We start from the raw sequence: 19,060 nt of genomic DNA on the forward strand, positions 1-19,060 counted from the left end.
GCACGCGGGTGGGCGCTCGCCACCGGGCCCGCCGGGGCGTCACTCCCCATAGCGCGGACGCATGAGCGTCGACGGGGACAGACCGGCCTCTCGGTCGCGCTCGGCCCTGCGGCGGGCCGCCCGCAGCCCCTCCTCCGTGAGCGAGCGCGGCCGCGGCCGGTGCGGGGCCAGCCGCAGCCCGACCGGGGAGCGCGCCGCCAGGACGAAGCCCCAGTCGTGCGGACTGCCGCGCCCGGGGCGCGGGGCGCCGATCACATACGGAGTGGTCCGCAGCCCGACCGAGCGCATCGTCGCGTCCACCGTCCAGAACGCCCGCGGATCGGGCCGCAGCGGCCCGGCGTGGACCACCAGCCGGCCGCCGGGCGCCAGCACCCGCTCGGCCAGGCCGTAGAACTCCTGGGAGTAGTACTTGGTGCTCGGGGTGAGCTCGGGGGCGGGCAGATCGCACACCACCACGTCGTACGCCATGGACCGGCGCAGCCAGTCGAAGGCGTCCGCCGTCACCGCCCGCACCCGCGGATCGCGGTAGGCGGCGCCGTTGAGCGCGGACAGGCCGGGATCGCGCCGGGCCAGCCGCACCACCTCCGCGTCGCGCTCCACGACGGTCACCGACCGGACCCCCGCGTACCGCAGGATCTCGCGCGCCGCGAGCCCGTCGCCCCCGCCCAGCACCAGGACCCGGCCGTGCGGTCCGGCGGCCATCGCCGGGTGGATCAGCGCCTCGTGGTAGCGGACCTCGTCGCGCCCGCTGACCCGCAGCCGCCCGTTGAGGAAGAGGGACAGCGGCCGCCCGCTCGTCCCCCCGCCCACCAGCACGATCTCCTGCTCGCCGGTGCGCAGCGCGACCCGCACCCCCGGCCCGTAGACGGCCTGTCGGGCGGCCCGCTCGAAGGAGGGGGTCAGCACGGCACCGGCGGCCAGCGCGGCGAGCACCAGCCCGTTGGCGACGATCAGCGTCCACCGCGCCCGTACGCTCAGATCGCGGCGGAACAGCCACAGCACCAGCGCCCCGCCCGCGACCGCGTTGACCGCGCCGGTGACCAGCGCGCCGGTCAGTTGCCCGAACGCGGGCAGCAGCAGAAAGGGAAAGGCGAGCCCGCCGACCAGCGCGCCCACGTAGTCCGCCGCGAACAGATCGGCCACCGCGCCGCCCGCGTCCTGCCGGCGCACCCGCTGGATGAGGGTCATCAGCAGCGGCACCTCGGCCCCGATGAGCACACCGATGGCGAACGAGACGCCGACGAGCGCGGAGCGCGAGTGACCGCCCCACGCGAAGCACGCGTACAGTGCCATCGCCGAGCAGCCGCCGACGAGCGCGAGCACCGCCTCCACCGCGCCGAAGCCCACGGCGGCCCGGCAGCGCAGCCGCTTGGCCAGCAGCGAGCCGACGCCCATGGCGAAGACCATCACGGACAGCACCACGGATGCCTGGGTGACCGAGTCACCCGCCAAGTACGAGGCCAGGGCGACGAGTTCGAGCTCGTAGACGAGCCCGCAGGCGGCGCAGACGAAGACCGTGCCGAGCACGAGAAAGCGGCCGAGCCCCGCCCGCACGGGCAGCCGCGCCGGGGGGCCGGATTCCGGCGACGACGGCGCATCCGAGACGGCGGACATGGGCGAATCGATCACAAAGGGAACGCTACGTCACATATCGCTTACGTCTCGTCCCCCACACGAGTGCATTGCCGTTCGCACATCTGGCATCGATGGCCTCTCGCCCACCCGCGATCCCCTTCAGACGCAGGGAACTTGGGGCGACACCCCGCCCGACAGCCCGTCCGACAGTCCCCCCGGCAGACCGCTGGGCAGACCACCCGGCAGGCCACCTGACAGCCCACCCGGCAGACCGCTCATATCGAGCCCGCCCGCGCCCGGCGGCCGGAGCGCGGCCGGCACCCGGGCCCCCACACAGGTGCGGGTGGTGACCAACCGCCCCTCCTGGGGGTAGGCGTGCCAGGTCCGCCAGCCCACCGTGCCCTCGTTCCACTGCGCGAGCAGCGCCGTGAACGCGTTCGGACTGCCGGGGAACGTACCGGCCAGGCCGTGCGGATGGTCGGCCACCAGCGCGAGCAGCTCCTGGGCGCGCCCCGCGAAGGCCCCTTGCGACAACTCCTCGACGCGCGCCGCGAATTCGTATTCGCGGCCGTCGACGAGGGTGGAAACCCCCAGCGGAAGCGGGGTGCTGTTGCCGGACATACAGGCCACGGTCTCCGAGCAACGGCTGCCCTCCCCTTCGAGGAGGACCTGGTGCGAGGCGCCCAGAAGCCTCAACTGGACGTCAAAGCCATGGAGTTGAAGATCAAGCACGGCGAGGGCGGGAAGCGGTTCCCGCCCCAGGCCCCAGGCGAGGTCAGCGGCGCGGGTATCGGTGTAGGCAGTCTTGAGGGTCGTGAGCATGGATCGGCTCCGCAAGCACGCAGTGGAAAGAGATGGGCCAGCTCGCCCCGCGGGGGACCAGGGGCATGCGCATACGGTGGCTCGTGCCCACGTGGGGCCGTAAGGTCGATTGGTGGTATACGGAATCATGAAATGCTGGGCGCCACATCGTTTTTACCCACCTTCGCCGGGTTTCCACCCCCTAGGGCGCTCCCTAGGTCAAGTGTTCAACAAGCCAGCGCCCGGCGCACGTTGGCGCGCCGGGCGCTGGCTCATCGCTTCACGGCCGTAAGGACGGCGTGGCAACCGTAAGAACGGCATGGCGACCGCGAGGCCGCGCGGCGACCGCGAAGGCCGCGGGAACCGCGGGTCAGGCGCCCCCGCCGCAGCCACCGCCACCACCACCGCCGCCACCACCGCAGCCACCCCCGCCACCGCAGCCGCCTCCGCCGCCGCAGCCACCGCCGCCGTGGTGACCACCCCCGTGATGGCCACCACCGCCGCCGCCGTCGCCACCGGCCCACCAGCCGCCACCGGCGGCCCCACTGGACCCGGCGCCCCAGGACCGCTTGCGCCGCCCGCTGTACCCCTTCGACCGACCGGCGCCCAGCGCGGCGAGCGCCGCGAACGTGAACGCCAGCACGACCAAGATGACAACAGGACCCATGGTCCTCACTCTCCTTCCAACCCCCGTAGCGAGGTACCGCTTCGTACCTGCCGGGTCCCATGCCCGACCTCATGGGGGGTCAAAGCGAAGTTGAGGAAGTCCAGAGGTTCAGCGCGCGCCCTGCGCACGGTCCACGGCCTGAACGGCGACGCGCTCGATCGCCCGCACGGCGACGTCCGGCTGGTCGACGTAGATGTAGTGCGCGCTGCTCGTGGCGGTGCTCAGCCTGCTGCGGCTGGAGACCGCGAGCCACTTGCGCTGGCCGTCGGTCCACGCCCGCTCCAGGCCCGGCCCGTAGTCGGGCACCTCCGCGAGATACCGCTTCCCGTGGTGGATCACCTCCACCGGGATGTCCCCGGCGGAACGGACCTTCCCGTCCGGAACCGTGAGCCGCTCCGGCTTCCCGCCGTGAAGGAGCGCGAGGGTCTGTTCACGCAGTTCGACCGCCGGGCCGGTGGCGGATTCGGGAATTCCCTTGTTGAGATCGGCGATCTGGGTCGGTGAGGTGGCGTCCATCAGGACCAGCCCCTCGATCCTGTCCCGATGGTCGGGGGCGTACCGGGCGGCGATCAGCCCGCCCAGCGAATGCCCGGCCAGGACGACCGGGTCGTCACCGGCGACCCGGTCGAGCACCGCGGTCAGCACCTTCCCCGTGCTCTCGAGGGTCTGCGGCCCGCCGGGCTGGTCGCTGGCGCCTTCGCCGAGCCGGTCGTAGGAGCAGACCCGGTTCTCCTTGCTCAGGGTCTTCTGGATCCCGGCCATCTTCTCCAGACCGTCGCCGCCCCCGGCCATGAGCATGATCACCGGCCTGCCGTCCGCCGGAGTCCCCGAACAGGACACGTTCACCGACCGGCCGCCGACCTCGATCTTCTTGGTGCCGGTGAGCGAGCCCCGATCACCCGCCTTCTCCGGAGCGGCGGCGGACGTCTCCGCATCCGCCTTCGAGGAATCCTCACAGCCGACCAGCCCCACACCGGCCACGGCACAGGACAGCGCGATCACGGCGGACACCCTGGCACTGCGGATCATCATGTCTCCCCCTCGGACGTGTGGGTCAGCCGCTCCCCGCGACTGACCCACACGCTATGGATCCGGAACCCCGGGATCGTCCCCACGCGGAGCGCACCCGCCCGTAGCTCGCCCGGGGGACAGCCCTCTGAGCCAGTAGGACCTGGCTAGCGATGCTCCCAGTGATGGGGGTCGGCTTCCAGGACCGCGCGGTCCCAGTCGGCCAGTTCGGCGGCCGCCTCATAGGTGCTGTGCAGGAATTCGCTCAGCGTCCGGTCCGGATCGGGTGCGGTGGCGACCGCCTCGTAGGGCAGCACGAACTCGCCGACATCCCGCCGGTACGAGGCCGCCTCGGGGTGGACCGGCTGGTCGGCGAAGCCGGCGGGCTCGGGGTAGGCGTAGGAGTAGAAGCCGCCCTCCTCGCCGCCACCGGGCCAGAAGCCGCAGCTGGAGAGCTCGACGGAGTACGCCTCCTGCGTCACCCGGTCCGGCAGGTTCGGCACACCGCCGGGGGGATGCGGCGGCGCGGTGCGGCCGGAGAAGCGGGTGACGCACAGGTCCATCGCTCCCCAGAAGAAGTGCACGGGGCTGGCCTTGCCGACGAAATGGGACCGGAATTCCCCGAACACCCGGTGCGCGCTCAGCAACTGGCCCCAGAAGAGCCGGGTGGCGTACGGGTCGTAGGCCGCGTGCCGGTGGTCCTCCGGGAACGGGATCGCCACGGGCACCTCGTTCGGCCGGGGGTACATCCGGGTCTGGATGCCCAGATCTCCCAGCACGCCCATGACCTCGGAGTAGAACTGGGCCACCGGTTTGGACTCCAGCGCCAGCTCGCGCCGGCTTCCGTCGCTGACCCGGATCCCCAGCCGGTGCTCGACAAAATCGAACTCGATATCGAACGCCCCGGTCCGATACGGGACCGTGGACGTGCTCAGCCCGCGCGGGGTGACGTACAAGGTCACCTGCCACCACTGATTGGCCGGTGGCGCGTGGTCCAGCCGGATCTTGCCGACGATCTGGGTCCACATGTGCAGCGTGTCCCGGGTCTCGGCCCAGTCCTCCAGCCGAAGCCGCGGCCAGGCGCCGGCCTGCGGTGTCCTCTGCTTGGCCATCTCGCCTCCCGCGGGGCTCCCGGCTTTGGCACAACGCGTGGTCGTTGGAATCCGGCCCGGCCGAGTACCCGCCCATTCCGCCACCCAAAACCAACGCAGAAGACCAGCGAGTGATCCCCGCACCGGATGGAAGGTGGTGCTGGCGCGGAGGCGCGACGGCAGTTGCTCCCACGACGCACGAAGTTCGACATGTGATCAGCTTTGGGTCGTGGAGACCATCATCGCCAGCGCCATAGCCGTCCTCGGAACGCTGCTGGGTTCGGCGATCACCCTGGCGTTCCAGCAGCGCACCACCGACAGGAGCCATCAGTTCACCCGTCGCGAGACGCTCCGGCAGGAGCGACTCGATGCCTACTCCGTCTATGCCGGCGCGTTGATCAACTACCGTCGCTGCCTCGTTCACCTCTGGTTCTGTGAGCACGAACATCCCCCGCACGAGAGCCCGGACACCGTGCGCATCCGCGCCTACGACTTGCGCTCCAATGCCCAAGAAGCCCTCTTCCGGATGCAGATGCTCACGGACGACGAGACGCTGAGCCAGGCCGCGGAGGACGTGCTTGCAGACATCACGGGACTGGCCAAGGCTGACAACAGGGCCGAACTCGACGATCTCAGAGTGCGGACCCGTGACGACATCAGCCGACTTGTCACCGCAGGCAAGAGGCACCTCTGAGACGCTTGCAAGGTAGCGCCGCAGGCGCCGCTGCCGGAGACGCGGACGAGACCGAACGCGCCCTGAGAGGTCAGCTCCCGGACTCGGGCTCAGTGGTCCGCTCCACCCACCGCAGGTAGGCATCCGAGCCCGCGACGATCCGCACCGCCGACACCTCGGGGTTCTTCCACGGGTGATGCTCCAAAAGGTGCGCCCGTCAGCCAGCCGCTCTACGCGGCAAGCGTGCCGCGACTGGCCGTCGGCTCACGGGGGTAGGTGCCGTACATGCATCGGAGCCGTGTGTACGCCGTTTTGATCGACACGCCGGAAGCCGAGGCTGCTCGGGCGACCGCCTTCTGGTCAGCGGCTCTCGGCGTCACCGCTGAGCCGTTTGCGCCGGAGCCGCAATTCACCACGCTCCATGAGGCTCTGCCGGGGCTGGTCACCGCCGTCCAAGCGGTCGACGACGCACCTCGTATCCACCTGGACATCGAGACCGACGACGTCGAGGCGGAAACCACGCGCTTGCTCGCCCTGGGTGCCGAGCAGATTTCGCGGTGGCAGGAGTGCCGGGTGCTACGCGTTCCCGGTGGCCACTTGGTGTGCGTGCTGCCCGTGGAAAGCGACCCCGAGGCTTTTCGGGCGCAGGCCAACGTCTGGCCCTGACCTGGCCCCTTACGAGGGCATCCCGGTCCCGAAACCGGCGAGCGCGCCCCCCGCGCGGGCCGGGGCAGAGTTGATGGAGGCCGATGGTTCGGCGGAGTATGGGCGCCATGGGACGACCGCCGCTCAACCGCCGACTGGCCGCCTTCGGCACCACGATCTTCGCCGAGATGTCCGCCCTCGCCGTGCGCACCGGCGCCATCAACCTCGGGCAGGGCTTCCCGGACACCGACGGCCCCGAGGAGGTGCGGGAGGCCGCCGTCCGGGCGCTGCGCGACGGGCGGGGCAATCAGTACCCGCCGGGCCCCGGCGTGCCCGAGCTGCGCGCCGCCGTCACCGAGCACCAGCGGCGCTGGTACGGCCTGGGCTTCGACCCCGACACCGAGGTGCTGATCACCGCGGGCGCCACCGAGGCCATCGCGGCGTCGCTGCTGGCGCTGGTGGAGCCGGGCGACGAGGTGATCGCGCTGGAGCCGTACTACGACTCGTACGCCGCCTGTGTCGCCATGGCGGGCGGCGTCCGCGTCCCCGTCACCCTCCGCCCCGACGGTGACACCTTCCGCCTGGACCTGGACGAGCTGCGCGCCGCCGTCACCGACCGCACCCGGCTCATCCTGCTCAACACCCCGCACAACCCCACTGGCACCGTGCTCACCCATGACGAGCTGGCCGCGGTCGCCGAGCTCGCCGTCGAGCGCGATCTGCTGGTGGTCACCGACGAGGTCTACGAGCACCTCGTCTTCGGCACCGGGCACACCCCGCTCGTCTCCTTCCCCGGGATGCGCGAGCGGACGGTCACCATCAGCAGCAGCGGAAAGACGTTTTCGTTCACGGGCTGGAAGGTCGGCTGGGTGACCGGTGCCCCCGAGCTGGTCACGGCGGTGCGCTCGGCCAAGCAGTACCTCACCTATGTCTCGGCGGGTCCCTTCCAGTACGCGGTGGCCGAGGCGCTGGCCCTCCCCGACGCCTATTTCCACGGCATCCGGGACGATCTGCGCGCCAAGCGCGATCTGCTGGCCGACGGCCTGACCGACGCGGGCTTCCACGTCTTCCGCCCCTCGGGGACGTACTTCATCACCACCGACATCCGCCCCCTCGGCGAGACCGACGGTTTCGCCTTCTGCCGCTCCCTCCCCGAGCGCTGCGGTGTGGTCGCGGTGCCGAACGCGGTCTTCTACGACCACCAGGACCAGGGCTCGCCCTTCGTGCGCTTCGCCTTCTGCAAGCGCGAAGAGGTCCTTACGGACGCCGTGGCCCGCCTCAAGACCCTCGCCGCTGGCTGACGCGGCCCCGCCGGCGACCCTGGGGCAACCCCCGCTCCCCCGGTTGGACGTCCCGGGTCGCGGGCGTCCGCGGCGTGGCGGATGGTCGGTGTGTCCGCCGAGCCCCCTGGTCCGTCCCCTCCCGGGGGCTCGGCGCAGGTCCGTCGTGTGCCCGTCGTGTGCCCGCACCGGAGGTGTCCGTGTCCGCCGACACCGCCGCGTCCACCCGGGCCCCGGAGCCGCCCCGGCGGCAGGCCGAACGGCGGCGGGTGCTGGGGCGGGTCGGGGCGTCGCTGGGGCGGGCGTGGCTCGCGCTGGCGGTGTACGCGACGGTGCGGGCCGCCGGGATCTTCTGCGTGGCGCTGGGGTCCTGGCGGGCCGGGAAGCATCCGCGAACGCAGCTCGGGCACTACTGGGACAGCCTCTGGTACGTGGCCATCGCCCAGCACGGCTACGGAACCAGCCGCCCCTCCGTCACCCACCCCGGCCTGACCTTCAGCGATCTGGCGTTCTTCCCGCTCTACCCGGCGCTGATCCGGGCCGTCACCGGCGTCCTCCCCGTGAGCGCGGTGGCGGCCGGGCTGCTGATCGCCTGGGTCGCGGCGGGGCTGGCGGCCTGGGGGATCCACGCGGTCGGGGAGCGGCTGTACGGGCGGCGGGTGGCCTTGACGCTGGTGGCGCTGTGGGGGCTGCTGCCGCATGCGGTCATCGAGTCCATGGCGTACACGGAGTCGCTGCTGACGGCGCTGGCGGCCTGGTCGCTGTACGCGCTGCTGACCGGGCGATGGCTGTGGGCCGGGGCGCTCGCGCTGTGCGCGGGGGCCACCCGGCCCAACGGGCTCGCGGTCGCGGCGGCCGTGTGCGCGTGCGCGGCCGCCGAGATCCGGCGCCACCGCGGGCGGACGTCCTGGCGGGTGTGGGCGGGGGCCGCGCTGTCACCGCTCGGCTGGCTCGGCTACGCCACGTGGGTGGGGGTGCGGCGCGGCACGTGGCGCGGCTATCTGGACGTCCAGGACGACTGGGGCACGTATCTCGATCTCGGTGCGAGCGGCTTCCGCTCCACCCGCTCCCTGATCATGGGAAGCGGCTATCTGTCGCACTACATGGCGCTGATCGTCATCGGCGCCTCGCTGATCTCCCTGGTCGGGCTCGCGCTGCGGCCACCGCCGCTGCCGCTGGTCGTCTACACCCTCGCCCTGGTGTTCATCGCGCTCGCCAGCGCCAACTACTTCGCGTCCAAGCCGCGCTTCCTGCTGCCCGCCTTCCCGCTGCTGCTCCCGGCGGCGCTGGCGATGGCAAGAGCCCGGCCGGGCACCGCCGTCCTGGTGGGCGGCGCGCTGGCCGGGCTCTCCTGTCTCTACGGGACGTATCTGCTGACCATGGCCACCAGCCCGGTCTGACCGGTACGGCCGACGGCCTCGCCGACCGGGGTACGGCCATTGCTACCGGGGTACGGCCATTGCTACCGAACGTACGGCCGAGCTGACCGCGATACGGCTATGCGGCTCGGCGGCTCATGCCTCGTCGTCGCCCGGCTTGTCGTCGCCGTCGGACTCGATGTCGGCCTCCAGACCGAGCTGTTCGACCAGCCAGCGATCGAACTCGATCGAAGCCCGCACCCAGCTGACCGTGCTGGACACGAAGTGCTCCAGGCTGACGCCGGTGCCGATCAGCATCTGCGCCTCACCGATCAACCGGACCGTGCCGTCGTCATTGGTGTGGCTGTAGACCTTCGGCCACAGCGTGCGGCGGTTCCAGTCGTCGATCGCCTCGAGCAGCCTCGGCTTCTCATCGATGCCGTGCGGCCGGTCGTAGAACGTGCGGACGGAGAAGACCTGCTGCTCCTCCTCCCCGCGGAACATGAAGTAGGTGCGGAACTGCTCCCACGGCGCGGCGAGGTCCCCCTCCTCGTCGACGACGTACTTCAGCTCCATCTGCTCCAGTAGCTGCTTGACCAGGTCCTGGTCGGGCAGCACGGGGCCGCTCGGACCCGTCGGTTCGGGCTCGGGCTGACCCCCGAAATTCGGAATCGAGGACGGGTCGATGCTCACCGTGGATTTCCCTTCGTATGGAATACCGCCATCCTCCCTCACACCCGCCCCCGCCGTGCAACCCCGGCCGTACATTGCCCGATCCGGCCGAAACGACGGCCGGGAGAACCAGCGGGACCGGGGGCGCCGAGCGGCCCCGGGCCCCTACCGCGCGGGGCCCACCAGCAGGCCGCCCACTGCGCGGGCCCACCGGCAGGCCGCCTACTGCGCGGGGCCCACCAGCAGGCCGTCGCCGACCCGGTCCACCCGGACCTTGTCGCCGTCCCGGACCTCCCCGGCGAGGATCTCCTTGGCCAGCCGGTCGCCGATCGCCGTCTGGATCAGCCGGCGCAGCGGGCGCGCCCCGTACGCCGGGTCGTTGCCCTCCACGGCGAGCCACTCCAGCGCGGCCGGGGTGACGTCGAGGGTGAGCCTGCGGTCCGCGAGGCGGCGGGCCAGCCGGGCGATCTGGAGCTCGGCGATCCGGGCCAGCTCCGGGCCGCTGAGCGCGGAGAAGACCACGAGGTCGTCCAGGCGGTTGAGGAACTCGGGCTTGAAGGAGGCCCGCACGGTCTCCAGGACGCTCTGCTTCTTCTCCTCCTCACCGAGCAGCGGATCCATCAGGTACTGGCTGCCCAGGTTGGAGGTGAGCACCAGGATGGTGTTGCGGAAGTCCACCGTCCGGCCCTGGCCGTCGGTGAGCCGCCCGTCGTCCAGGACCTGCAGCAGGATGTCGAAGACCTCGGGGTGGGCCTTCTCCACCTCGTCCAGCAGCACCACGCTGTACGGGCGGCGGCGCACCGCCTCGGTGAGCTGGCCGCCCTCCTCGTAGCCGACGTAGCCGGGCGGGGCGCCGACCAGCCGGGCCACGCTGTGCTTCTCGCCGTACTCGCTCATGTCGATGCGGACCATGGCCCGCTCGTCGTCGAAGAGGAAGTCGGCGAGCGCCTTGGCCAGCTCGGTCTTGCCGACGCCGGTGGGGCCGAGGAAGAGGAACGAGCCGGTGGGCCGGTCCGGGTCGGCGATGCCCGCCCGGGTCCTGCGCACGGCGTCCGAGACGGCCCGTACGGCCTCGGTCTGGCCGATCAGCCGCTTGCCCAGCTCGTCCTCCATGCGCAGCAGCTTCTGGGTCTCGCCCTCCAGCAGCCGGCCCGCGGGGATGCCGGTCCAGGAGGCGACCACATCGGCCACATCGTCCGGGCCGACCTCCTCCTTGACCATCGTCGGGCGGTCCCCCTGGACCTCGGCCTCGGCCTCCGACGCCTCGGCGAGCTCCCGCTCGACGGCCGGGATCTCCCCGTACAGCAGCTTGGAGGCGGTGTCGAAGTCGCCGTCGCGCTGGGCGCGCTCGGCCTGGCCGCGCAGTTCGTCCAGCTTCTCCTTCAGCTCACCGACGCGGTTGAGGCCCTGCTTCTCCTTCTCCCAGCGGGCGGTGAGGCCGCGCAGCTCCTCCTCCTTGTCGGCGAGGTCGCGGCGCAGCTTCTCCAGCCGCTGCTTGCTGGCCTCGTCGGTCTCGCGGGCGAGGGCCATCTCCTCCATGCGCATCCGGTCCACCGACCGCTGGAGCTCGTCGATCTCCACGGGCGAGGAGTCGATCTCCATCCGGAGCCGGGAGGCCGCCTCGTCCACCAGGTCGATGGCCTTGTCGGGCAGGAAGCGGGAGGTGATGTACCGGTCGGAGAGGGCGGCGGCGGCCACCAGCGCGCCGTCGGCGATCTGCACCTTGTGGTGGGCCTCGTAGCGGCCCTTGAGCCCGCGCAGGATGGCGACGGTGTCCTCGACGGACGGCTCGGTCACCAGCACCTGCTGGAAGCGGCGCTCGAGCGCGGCGTCCTTCTCGATCCGCTCGCGGTACTCGTCGAGCGTGGTGGCGCCGACCATGCGCAGCTCACCGCGGGCCAGCATGGGCTTGAGCATGTTGCCCGCGTCCATCGCGGAGTCGCCGCCGGCGCCCGCGCCGACCACGGTGTGGAGCTCGTCGATGAAGGTGATGATCTGGCCGTCGCTGGACTTGATCTCGGCCAGGACGGTCTTCAGCCGCTCCTCGAACTCACCGCGGTACTTCGCGCCCGCGACCATCGCGCCGAGGTCGAGGGCGACCAGGCGCTTGTCGCGCAGGCTCTCGGGCACATCGCCCTTGACGATCCGCTGGGCGAGCCCCTCGACGACGGCCGTCTTTCCGACGCCCGGGTCGCCGATCAGCACCGGGTTGTTCTTGGTGCGCCGGGAGAGCACCTGCACCACCCGGCGGATCTCCTGGTCCCGGCCGATGACCGGGTCCAGCTTGCCCTCGCGCGCGGCGGCGGTGAAGTCCGTGCCGAACTTCTCCAGGGCCTTGTACGTGCCCTCCGGATCGGGCGTCGTCACCCGCTGTCCACCCCTGACCTTCTCGAACGCGGCGAGCAGCTTCTTGGCGCCCGCCCCCTGCTGGTCGAGCAGCTCCCCGGCCTGGCCGCCCTTGGCGGCGATGCCGATGAGGAGGTGCTCGGTGGAGACGTAGTCGTCCCCGAGTTCCCTGGCCCGCTGGGTGGCGTCCGCGATGACGGCCAGCAGGTCGCGGCTGGCCTGCGGCGGGGCCACGGTGGAGCCCTGGACGCTGGGCAGGGCGGCGAGCAGCCGCTCGGCGCCGTCGCGCACCAGGGCCGCGTCGGCCTCGACGGCGGCCAGCAGATCCATCACGTTCTCGTTGTCCTGGCCCTGCAGCAGGGCGAGCAGGAGATGCGCGGGCGTCATGTCCGCATGCCCGGAGGACACCGCCCGGTCATTGGCGGCGCTCAGCGCCGCCCGGCTCTTGTTGGTCAGCTCGGCATCCACGTCCCTGTGCTCCTCCTCGCTCCGATCTTTCCATCCCTGCCCTACCCAACCTCCGTAAAGTTGAGTCTATTCCACTCAACCTCGCGAACGCCACTCCTCTGGCCTTAGGTTCTGGGTCATGTCCGTCGATCCCCGCAACCCCGATCCCGAGTACCTCGCTTTCTGGCGCGAACGCCATGTGTGCACCCTGACCACCCCACGCCCGGACGGCACCCCGCATGTGGTCCCGGTCGGCGTCACCTACGAACCCGAGGCCGGGCTCGCCCGCGTCATCGCGAGCCGTCACAGCGTCAAGGTCGCCAACGTCCGGGCGGCGGGCGAGGGCGGTGCGCGGGTCGCGGTCTGCCAACTGGCGGGCAGGCGGTGGGCAACGCTGGAGGGGCTCGCGGTGGTACGGGAGGAGCCCGAGCCGATCGCGGACGCCGAGCGCCGCTACGCCGAGCGCTACCAGCGCACCCCCCGGCCCAACCCGGACCGCGTGGTCATCGAGATCGCCCTCACCCGGGCAATGGGCCGGGCTTGAGGCCCGTCCCTCTTCCTGGCCTGAGGCCCGTCCCTCTTCTGAGGCCCGCTACTCCTCCTGGCCTGAGGCCCGTCACTCCTCTGAGACCCGCCACTCCTCCTGGCCTGAGGCCCGTCACTCCTCTTCCTCCTCCCGATGTCCCGCCCCCGCCCAGGGGTGGCGCAGCCGGATCCAGACGTCGCGGGCGCGCCGCCCGGCCTCCGTGCGGCTCTCGGCCACCGCCGTCCGCGCCTCCTCCTCGGTCTCCACCATGGGCCCCGAACCGCGCAGCGGCTTCCCCGCCGTCTCGTGCAGGAAGATCGTGGAGATCAGCCCGATCACGCCCGCCGCCACCAGGTAGAAGGCGGGCACCAGCGTGTTGTGCGTGGTGGCCACCAGCCACGAGGCCAGCAGCGGCGTGGTCCCGCCGAACAGCGACACGGAGAGGTTGTACGAGATCGACAGCGCGCCGTAGCGCAGCCGGGTCGGGAACAGCGCCGGGAGCGTCGCGGCGCTCGTCCCCGCGAAGGTGACCAGCATCGCGCCCAGGATCAGACAGCCGATCGCGGGCAGCAGGACGCCGCCCTCCCGGATCAGCAGCACCGCCGGAACGGCCATCACGATCATGCCCAGGCTGCCGAACAGGAACAGCGGCCGCCGCCCCCAGCGGTCGGACGTGCGCCCGACCACCGTGATCGCCAGCACCACGAACAGCATGGTGCCCAGCACCAGCACCTGGGCCGTGGTGGCGTCATCGCCGAGCGTGGAGGTCATGAACGTCGGCAGGTACGACGTCACCATGTAGTTGGTGACGTTGTACATCAGCACCAGCCCCATGCAGATCAGCACCGCCTGCCAGTGCCGGGTGAAGATCTCCTTCAGCCGCCCCCTCCCGGACTGGCGCGCCTCCTCCACCGGCCGGGGCTCGCCATGGGCCGCCGCCGCCTCCGCCGCCTCGGCCGCCCGCTCGGCCTCCTGCTGGAACGCCGGGGTCTCCTCCAGCCGCAGCCGCATGTACAGACCGATCAGCCCCAGCGGCCCCGCCACCAGGAACGGCACCCGCCAGCCCCAGCCCACCATCCCGTTCTCACCGACGACGGCGGTGAGAACGGTGACCAGGCCGGAGCCCAGCGAATAGCCGATGAAGGTGCCGAAGTCGAGCCAGCTGCCGAGGAAGCCACGGCGCTGATCGGGCGCGAACTCGGCGATGTACGTGGTCGCGCCCGCGTACTCCCCGCCGGTCGAGAAGCCCTGCACCACCCGGCAGGCCAGGAGCAGCAGCGGGGCGGCGAAGCCGATCGCGTCGTAGCCGGGCAGCAGACCCACCGCGAAGGTGCCCGTCGCCATCATGATCATGGTGGTGGACAGCACTCGCCGCCGCCCGATCCGGTCGCCCAGCGGCCCGAACACCAGCCCGCCCAAGGGCCGCACCAGAAACGCCACGGCGAAGGTGGCGAACGTGGAGACCACCTGGGTGGCGGGGTCGTCGGCGGGGAAGAAGACACGGCCGAGGGTGACGGCGACATACGCGTAGACGCCGAAGTCGAACCACTCCATGGTGTTGCCGATGGCCGTCGCCGCGACGGCACGCCGCATCCCCGGCTTGTCGACGACGGTGACGTCCTCGATCGCCAGCGACTCCTTGCGGCGGCGCAGCAGCGTCCGGATCAGCTGGTCGGTACGGGCACTGCCGTGCGGCCAGCCTCCGCGGCGGGGGCCGCGCGGTGGTCTCGGACCGGTAGTCATCTCGTCCCCTGCCGCCGGCTGAACCGCTATCCGACGCCGCTCCCGCCCCCGGGCTCAGGCCCCGGCATCGCTGGACTTCGCGTAGGTCTCCGCCATCTGGCCGCCGACGTCGTACATCACCACCTGTTCGTCACCGACCACCCACGCCTCGTGGCCGGCCGGCACCACATACACATCGCCGGGGCCCACCTCGCCCTCGGCCCCGTCGTCCATGCGCACCCGCATCCGGCCCTGCACGATGATCCCGCTGTGCTGGACCTGGCAGCTGTCCGTCCCCACGATCGGCCGCACCGACTCCTTCCAGCGCCAGCCGGGCTCGAAGGTGGCCACGGCGAGGTGCAGTCCGGTCAGGTTCAGCGCCTCCAGATGACCACCGGGAAAGTCCCGCCGCTCATCCGGCTTGTCCATCGTCTTGATCTCCAACATTGGCGGTACCTCCTCCCATATCTCCATGGTGCGCCCGGCGGGGCCCGGGGTCGCTTCGAGACCTCGGCGTTCTCACAAACGCCTTGTGCGCCCCAGCGCCCCGACGGCATCCCGCAAGGCTTTGCTCACGCACGGAAACGGTTCTGGGGGGAACACCATGCCGACGTCGCCGACCGGCCAGGGCGGAAACCAGCACGACCCGCAGGTCGCTCAGCTGGCAGCCGGATCGTTCAACTTGGAGGCCGACCGCGTGATGGCGGTCGGCCTCCACGGGGCGGTGTCCCCGATCAGCGGTGGGACGAGCGGTACTTCGCCACCGCGCGGGCCTTCTCGGCGCGCGCCCTCGCCTCTTCCTCCGACATCTTCGTGGTCCGCACGGCCCTTTCCCGCTGCGTGACGCCCCGCTTCCGGGCCGCCGCGGACGAGGAGGCGTGGGACCCGCCCTCCGCCTCCGCGATGGCGACGGCCCTCTTCCGCTGCGCGAGGGCCCGCTTCTGGGCCTCTGTGAGCGTGCGGGGCACCGCACCGGCCTCCCTGCCCTTCTGCCCACGGGCTCGCGCCTGGGCCCGCGCCTCGTCACCGTCCTTGCCGTCCGCCACGGCCTTGGCCCGCGCCTCCTTCTCGGCGTCCGGTACGGAGTGCGAGGCCGGCGCGGCGGCGTTGGCCTGTGACTCCGCCGCCAGGAGCAGGCCGCCGAGCGCGAGGGCGCTGACCGCGGCGGTCTTGAGCTTCGTGGCTGTCTTGCTCGCCTTGCGGCGTCCGGCGTGGCGCATGGGGGTTCCTCTGCTGTCGGTCCGACTGGGACATGGCGAATACGCGCCACGGGGACCCTGCGGCGACACCCGGTCCCGGTGATACAGGTCACAGCACGGCGCCGTAGCGCGGCGCGGACGCCGGTGCGTCCTCCTGTACGGGGAATCGGCGGGAAGAGGGGCGATGGGTGCGGCGGGAAGAGGAGTTCGACGATTTCTATGCACTGGCCTATCCCAGGCTGGTTCGGCAGCTCTACGCGATGACCGGGGATCTCTCCGAGGCCCAGGATGTCGTCCAGGAAGCGTTCATCAGGGCCTGGGACCGGTGGGAGCGGTTCTCGGGCGCCGCTTCGCAGGAGGCGTGGATCCGCACCACGGCGTGGCGGCTCGCCGTATCCCGGTTCCGCCGGGTGCGGCGCGGTTTACAGCTGCTGCAGCGCCATCATGAAGATCGACACGTGGAAGGCCCGTCCCCGGAGCACATCGCCCTCATGGACGCGCTCAAAACGCTTCCGGCCAAGCAGCGAAGCGTGATCGTTCTCTACCATTTGTGCGATCTGAGCGTCGAGCAGATCAGCGCCGAGATGGGCTGGCCGACGGGCAGCGTCAGGACGTGGCTGGTCCGGGGGCGGACGTCGCTCGCTCACTACCTTTCCCCCCTGCCGGACAAAGAGGTAGATCATGTCGGATGAGCGCCGGGTCGAAGCCTGGTTCGCCGAGACCGCGACGGCACTCGACGATGTCCGGGTCGAACGGGCCCTGTCCGGGCGGGACGTGCGACGGCGGAGTGCCGGGCGGCGCAGGCGCCGTTTTCTTGCCGGCGCCGTCGCCGCCGTCGGGGTGGTGGCCTTCGGAGCGGCCACCGTCTGGAACGTCACGAGGCCGGAACGGTCAGCGGTGGAGCCCGCTCATCCCCGGGAAGGCAGGGACATGGAGCGGGCCCAGGAGAAACTGCGCGCCTACTATTCCGGCCTGCCGGAAGCTCTCGCCTCCCGGAGGCCGGCCCAGGACGCCAAGCTGTCGAAGCTGATGGCGGTGCACTTCACCGAGACCGCGCTGAGGAATGCGATGGTCGGCAAACGCAAGGGGGCGGACGGCCTCGCCGCCACGTGTGGGCGGGTGACGGCGGATACGGTCTTCACCGTCGGCGAGCCTCGCCGCACCGGTGCCGGCACCGTCCGGGCGCGGGTCGTCAACAGCAGCGGACCGGTAGCGATCGACGTCGACTTCGACGTCCGAGCCATGAAGATCTCGAAGTGGGGTTGCCCGGGCGGGTCGTGACCTCCCCCCCCGCCCCCCCGACCCGCGTCCGCGCACAAGCGGGCCCGGCGACCGGGAAACGGTCGCCGGGCCACATGGCCGCGAGGCCGGACGCGCTATTCGCCGCGCTTGGGCTTGGGCCGCCAGACGACCAGGGCGCTGCTCTGCTGGACGTCCTGGTAGCGGACCAGGTCGCGGCGGTAGGAGGCGTGGACCTGGGCCTCGCGCTGCTGCATGGCCGTCGCGGCGCCCTCGACCGCGGCCTGGAGCTCGGCGACCCGGGCCTGGAGGGCCGCGACCTGGTTCTCCAGTTCGATGATGCGCTTGATCCCGGCGAGGTTGATGCCCTCGTCCTGGGAGAGCTGCTGGACCTGGCGGAGCAGCTGGATGTCGCGCGCGGAGTACCGTCGGCCGCGGCCGGCGGTACGGTCGGGGGAGACCAGGCCGAGGCGGTCGTACTGACGCAGGGTCTGCGGGTGCAGCCCGGAGAGCTGGGCGGCCACCGAGATGACGTAGACCGGCGAATCCTCGGTCAGCTCATAGGGGTTGCGGGGCCGGCCGGCGCCCCTGCCTCCGATTCCTCCTCGGCCGTCCATCTCAAGCTCCCTTCGCGGCCTTGAACAGCTCCGCCCGTGGGTCCTCCCCCACGGTCGCCTCGCGATACGACTCCAGCGCGTCACGCGCCGAGTCGCTCAGGTCCTTCGGCACCGTGACCTCGACGGTGACCAGCAGGTCTCCGCGGGTGCCGTCCTTGCGCACCGCGCCCTTGCCCCGGGCGCGCATGGTCCGCCCGTTGGGCGTGCCGGGCGGCAGCTTCAGGGTGACCGGCGGGCCGCCCAGGGTGGGGACCTTGATCTCGCCGCCGAGCGCCGCCTCGGGAAGGGTGACGGGCACGGTGACGGTCAGGTTGTCGTCCTTACGGCCGAAGACCGGATGCGGGTCCACGTGCACGACCACGTACAGATCGCCGGCCGGGCCGCCGGTCTCGCCCGGGGCGCCCTTGCCGCGCAGCCGGATCCGCTGGCCGTCGCTGACCCCCGCGGGGATCCGGACCTGCATGGTGCGGGCGGAACGGGCCCGTCCGCTGCCCTTGCAGGTCTCGCACGGGTTCTGCGCGATCAGCCCGCGGCCGCGGCACTCCACGCACGGGTCGGTGAGCGAGAAGCCGCCCCCGCCGCCCCGGCTGACCTGGCCGGTGCCGACACAGGTCGGGCAGACGCGCGGGGTGCCGTCCCGGTCGCCGGTGCCCGAGCACGCCTTGCACGGGGCCTGGCTGGACATCCGCAGCGGGACCGTGGCCCCCTCGACGGCCTCGATGAAGCTGAGCGTCACCTCGGACTCGATGTCCTGGCCCCGGCGCGGCTGGGCGCGGGTGGCGCCGCCGCGGCCGAACAGCCCGCCGAAGACGTCCCCGAGCCCGCCGCCGAAGCCGCCGGCGCCGCCACCGCCGCCCTGCGCGCCGCCGAAGAGGTCGCCCAGGTCGAAGTTGAAGCTGCCGGTGGAGCCCGGTCCGCCCGGCCCGGGGCGGAAGCCCCCGTTGCCGAACAGCGCGCGGGCCTCGTCGTACTCCTTGCGCCGCTTGGGGTCCCCGAGGATGTCATTGGCCTCGGAGATCTCCTTGAACCGGTCCTCCGCCTTGGCGTCGCCCTTGTTGGCGTCCGGGTGGTACTCGCGGGCGAGCTTCCGGTACGCCTTCTTGATCTCTGCCTCGGTGGCGTCCTTGGGGACGCCGAGGACTTTGTAGTAGTCCTTCTCCACGAAGTCCTTGGTGCTCATCCCCGACGTCCCTC

19 protein-coding genes and 1 pseudogene are annotated in these 19,060 nt (G+C 71.6%); 7 read left to right on the top strand and 13 right to left on the bottom strand.

The features are described from left to right. Positions 1-39 precede the first annotated feature (39 nt). The 5 genes and pseudogenes from ACZ6TD_RS23410 to ACZ6TD_RS23430 all read right to left on the bottom strand — a co-directional run bounded on the left by ACZ6TD_RS23410 (position 40) and on the right by ACZ6TD_RS23430 (position 5,163). Entirely contained in the window at positions 40-1,614 is a 1,575-nt protein-coding gene (locus ACZ6TD_RS23410) for a polyamine aminopropyltransferase (RefSeq protein WP_471357971.1), read from the bottom strand. A gap of 267 nt (positions 1,615-1,881) precedes the next feature. Next, a pseudogene (locus ACZ6TD_RS23415) lies at positions 1,882-2,397 on the bottom strand (DUF2617 family protein); the annotation flags it as partial. 349 nt (positions 2,398-2,746) lie between these two features. Beyond that, complete coding sequence (locus ACZ6TD_RS23420) at positions 2,747-3,043, bottom strand: hypothetical protein (protein WP_471357139.1); 297 nt, start codon at positions 3,041-3,043, stop codon at positions 2,747-2,749. 108 nt (positions 3,044-3,151) lie between these two features. Further along, on the bottom strand, positions 3,152-4,072 hold the full coding sequence (locus ACZ6TD_RS23425) for an alpha/beta fold hydrolase (protein ID WP_471357974.1): 921 nt from the start codon (positions 4,070-4,072) through the stop codon (positions 3,152-3,154). Positions 4,073-4,218: 146 nt separating this feature from the next. Beyond that, positions 4,219-5,163 carry a DUF5996 family protein gene (locus ACZ6TD_RS23430; protein WP_471357141.1) on the bottom strand — a complete coding sequence of 315 codons (945 nt, stop codon included), beginning with the start codon at positions 5,161-5,163 and terminating at the stop codon, positions 4,219-4,221. Positions 5,164-5,371: 208 nt separating this feature from the next. On the opposite strand from ACZ6TD_RS23430, the gene ACZ6TD_RS23435 reads away from it, so the two are divergent. Next, positions 5,372-5,836: a hypothetical protein gene (locus tag ACZ6TD_RS23435; RefSeq protein ID WP_471357143.1), complete on the top strand. Its 465-nt coding sequence runs from the start codon at positions 5,372-5,374 to the stop codon at positions 5,834-5,836. Positions 5,837-5,906: 70 nt separating this feature from the next. Here ACZ6TD_RS23435 and ACZ6TD_RS23440 read toward each other — a convergent pair whose 3' ends face one another. Beyond that, complete coding sequence (locus tag ACZ6TD_RS23440) at positions 5,907-5,990, bottom strand: hypothetical protein (RefSeq protein WP_471357976.1); 84 nt, start codon at positions 5,988-5,990, stop codon at positions 5,907-5,909. 110 nt (positions 5,991-6,100) lie between these two features. Between ACZ6TD_RS23440 and ACZ6TD_RS23445 the strand changes: the two genes are divergently transcribed. The 3 genes from ACZ6TD_RS23445 to ACZ6TD_RS23455 all read left to right on the top strand — a co-directional run bounded on the left by ACZ6TD_RS23445 (position 6,101) and on the right by ACZ6TD_RS23455 (position 9,140). After that, positions 6,101-6,481, top strand: a complete 381-nt coding sequence (locus tag ACZ6TD_RS23445) for a VOC family protein (protein WP_471357144.1) — start codon at positions 6,101-6,103, stop codon at positions 6,479-6,481. A gap of 107 nt (positions 6,482-6,588) precedes the next feature. Then, positions 6,589-7,761 (top strand): pyridoxal phosphate-dependent aminotransferase, encoded by a 1,173-nt coding sequence (locus ACZ6TD_RS23450; protein ID WP_471357147.1) that lies wholly within the window; start codon positions 6,589-6,591, stop codon positions 7,759-7,761. 179 nt (positions 7,762-7,940) lie between these two features. After that, positions 7,941-9,140 (top strand): hypothetical protein, encoded by a 1,200-nt coding sequence (locus ACZ6TD_RS23455; protein WP_471357150.1) that lies wholly within the window; start codon positions 7,941-7,943, stop codon positions 9,138-9,140. Positions 9,141-9,254: 114 nt separating this feature from the next. Here the strand turns inward: ACZ6TD_RS23455 and ACZ6TD_RS23460 are convergent, their stop codons facing one another. Beyond that, positions 9,255-9,791, bottom strand: coding sequence for a YbjN domain-containing protein (locus ACZ6TD_RS23460; RefSeq protein WP_020869726.1), 537 nt, complete (start codon positions 9,789-9,791; stop codon positions 9,255-9,257). Positions 9,792-9,992: 201 nt separating this feature from the next. Beyond that, entirely contained in the window at positions 9,993-12,584 is a 2,592-nt protein-coding gene (gene clpB / locus ACZ6TD_RS23465) for an ATP-dependent chaperone ClpB (protein ID WP_471357155.1), read from the bottom strand. A gap of 118 nt (positions 12,585-12,702) precedes the next feature. Here clpB and ACZ6TD_RS23470 point away from each other — a divergent pair, with 118 nt between their 5' ends. Next, positions 12,703-13,107 carry a pyridoxamine 5'-phosphate oxidase family protein gene (locus ACZ6TD_RS23470; protein ID WP_471357158.1) on the top strand — a complete coding sequence of 135 codons (405 nt, stop codon included), beginning with the start codon at positions 12,703-12,705 and terminating at the stop codon, positions 13,105-13,107. Positions 13,108-13,221: 114 nt separating this feature from the next. Here ACZ6TD_RS23470 and proP read toward each other — a convergent pair whose 3' ends face one another. The 3 genes from proP to ACZ6TD_RS23485 form a co-directional block, all read right to left on the bottom strand. Continuing rightward, positions 13,222-14,832: a glycine betaine/L-proline transporter ProP gene (proP, locus tag ACZ6TD_RS23475; RefSeq protein ID WP_471357160.1), complete on the bottom strand. Its 1,611-nt coding sequence runs from the start codon at positions 14,830-14,832 to the stop codon at positions 13,222-13,224. Between the two features lie 54 nt (positions 14,833-14,886). Next, positions 14,887-15,258: a cupin domain-containing protein gene (locus tag ACZ6TD_RS23480; RefSeq protein WP_137978827.1), complete on the bottom strand. Its 372-nt coding sequence runs from the start codon at positions 15,256-15,258 to the stop codon at positions 14,887-14,889. Positions 15,259-15,545: 287 nt separating this feature from the next. After that, positions 15,546-16,031, bottom strand: coding sequence for a hypothetical protein (locus tag ACZ6TD_RS23485; protein WP_471357164.1), 486 nt, complete (start codon positions 16,029-16,031; stop codon positions 15,546-15,548). Positions 16,032-16,198: 167 nt separating this feature from the next. Between ACZ6TD_RS23485 and ACZ6TD_RS23490 the strand changes: the two genes are divergently transcribed. Further along, a complete protein-coding gene (locus ACZ6TD_RS23490; RefSeq protein ID WP_471357166.1) occupies positions 16,199-16,702 on the top strand; it encodes a SigE family RNA polymerase sigma factor in 504 nt (167 codons plus the stop codon). Beyond that, positions 16,692-17,291, top strand: a complete 600-nt coding sequence (locus ACZ6TD_RS23495) for a hypothetical protein (RefSeq protein WP_471357168.1) — start codon at positions 16,692-16,694, stop codon at positions 17,289-17,291. The genes ACZ6TD_RS23490 and ACZ6TD_RS23495 overlap by 11 nt, the downstream gene beginning before the upstream one ends. 95 nt (positions 17,292-17,386) lie before the next feature. Here the strand turns inward: ACZ6TD_RS23495 and ACZ6TD_RS23500 are convergent, their stop codons facing one another. Next, positions 17,387-17,866 (bottom strand): heat shock protein transcriptional repressor HspR, encoded by a 480-nt coding sequence (locus ACZ6TD_RS23500; RefSeq protein ID WP_137978822.1) that lies wholly within the window; start codon positions 17,864-17,866, stop codon positions 17,387-17,389. Between the two features lies 1 nt (position 17,867). Continuing rightward, entirely contained in the window at positions 17,868-19,046 is a 1,179-nt protein-coding gene (dnaJ, locus tag ACZ6TD_RS23505) for a molecular chaperone DnaJ (RefSeq protein WP_471357171.1), read from the bottom strand. Between the last annotated feature and the right edge of the window lie 14 nt (positions 19,047-19,060).

It is taken from the genome of Streptomyces yongxingensis (assembly GCF_055597465.1).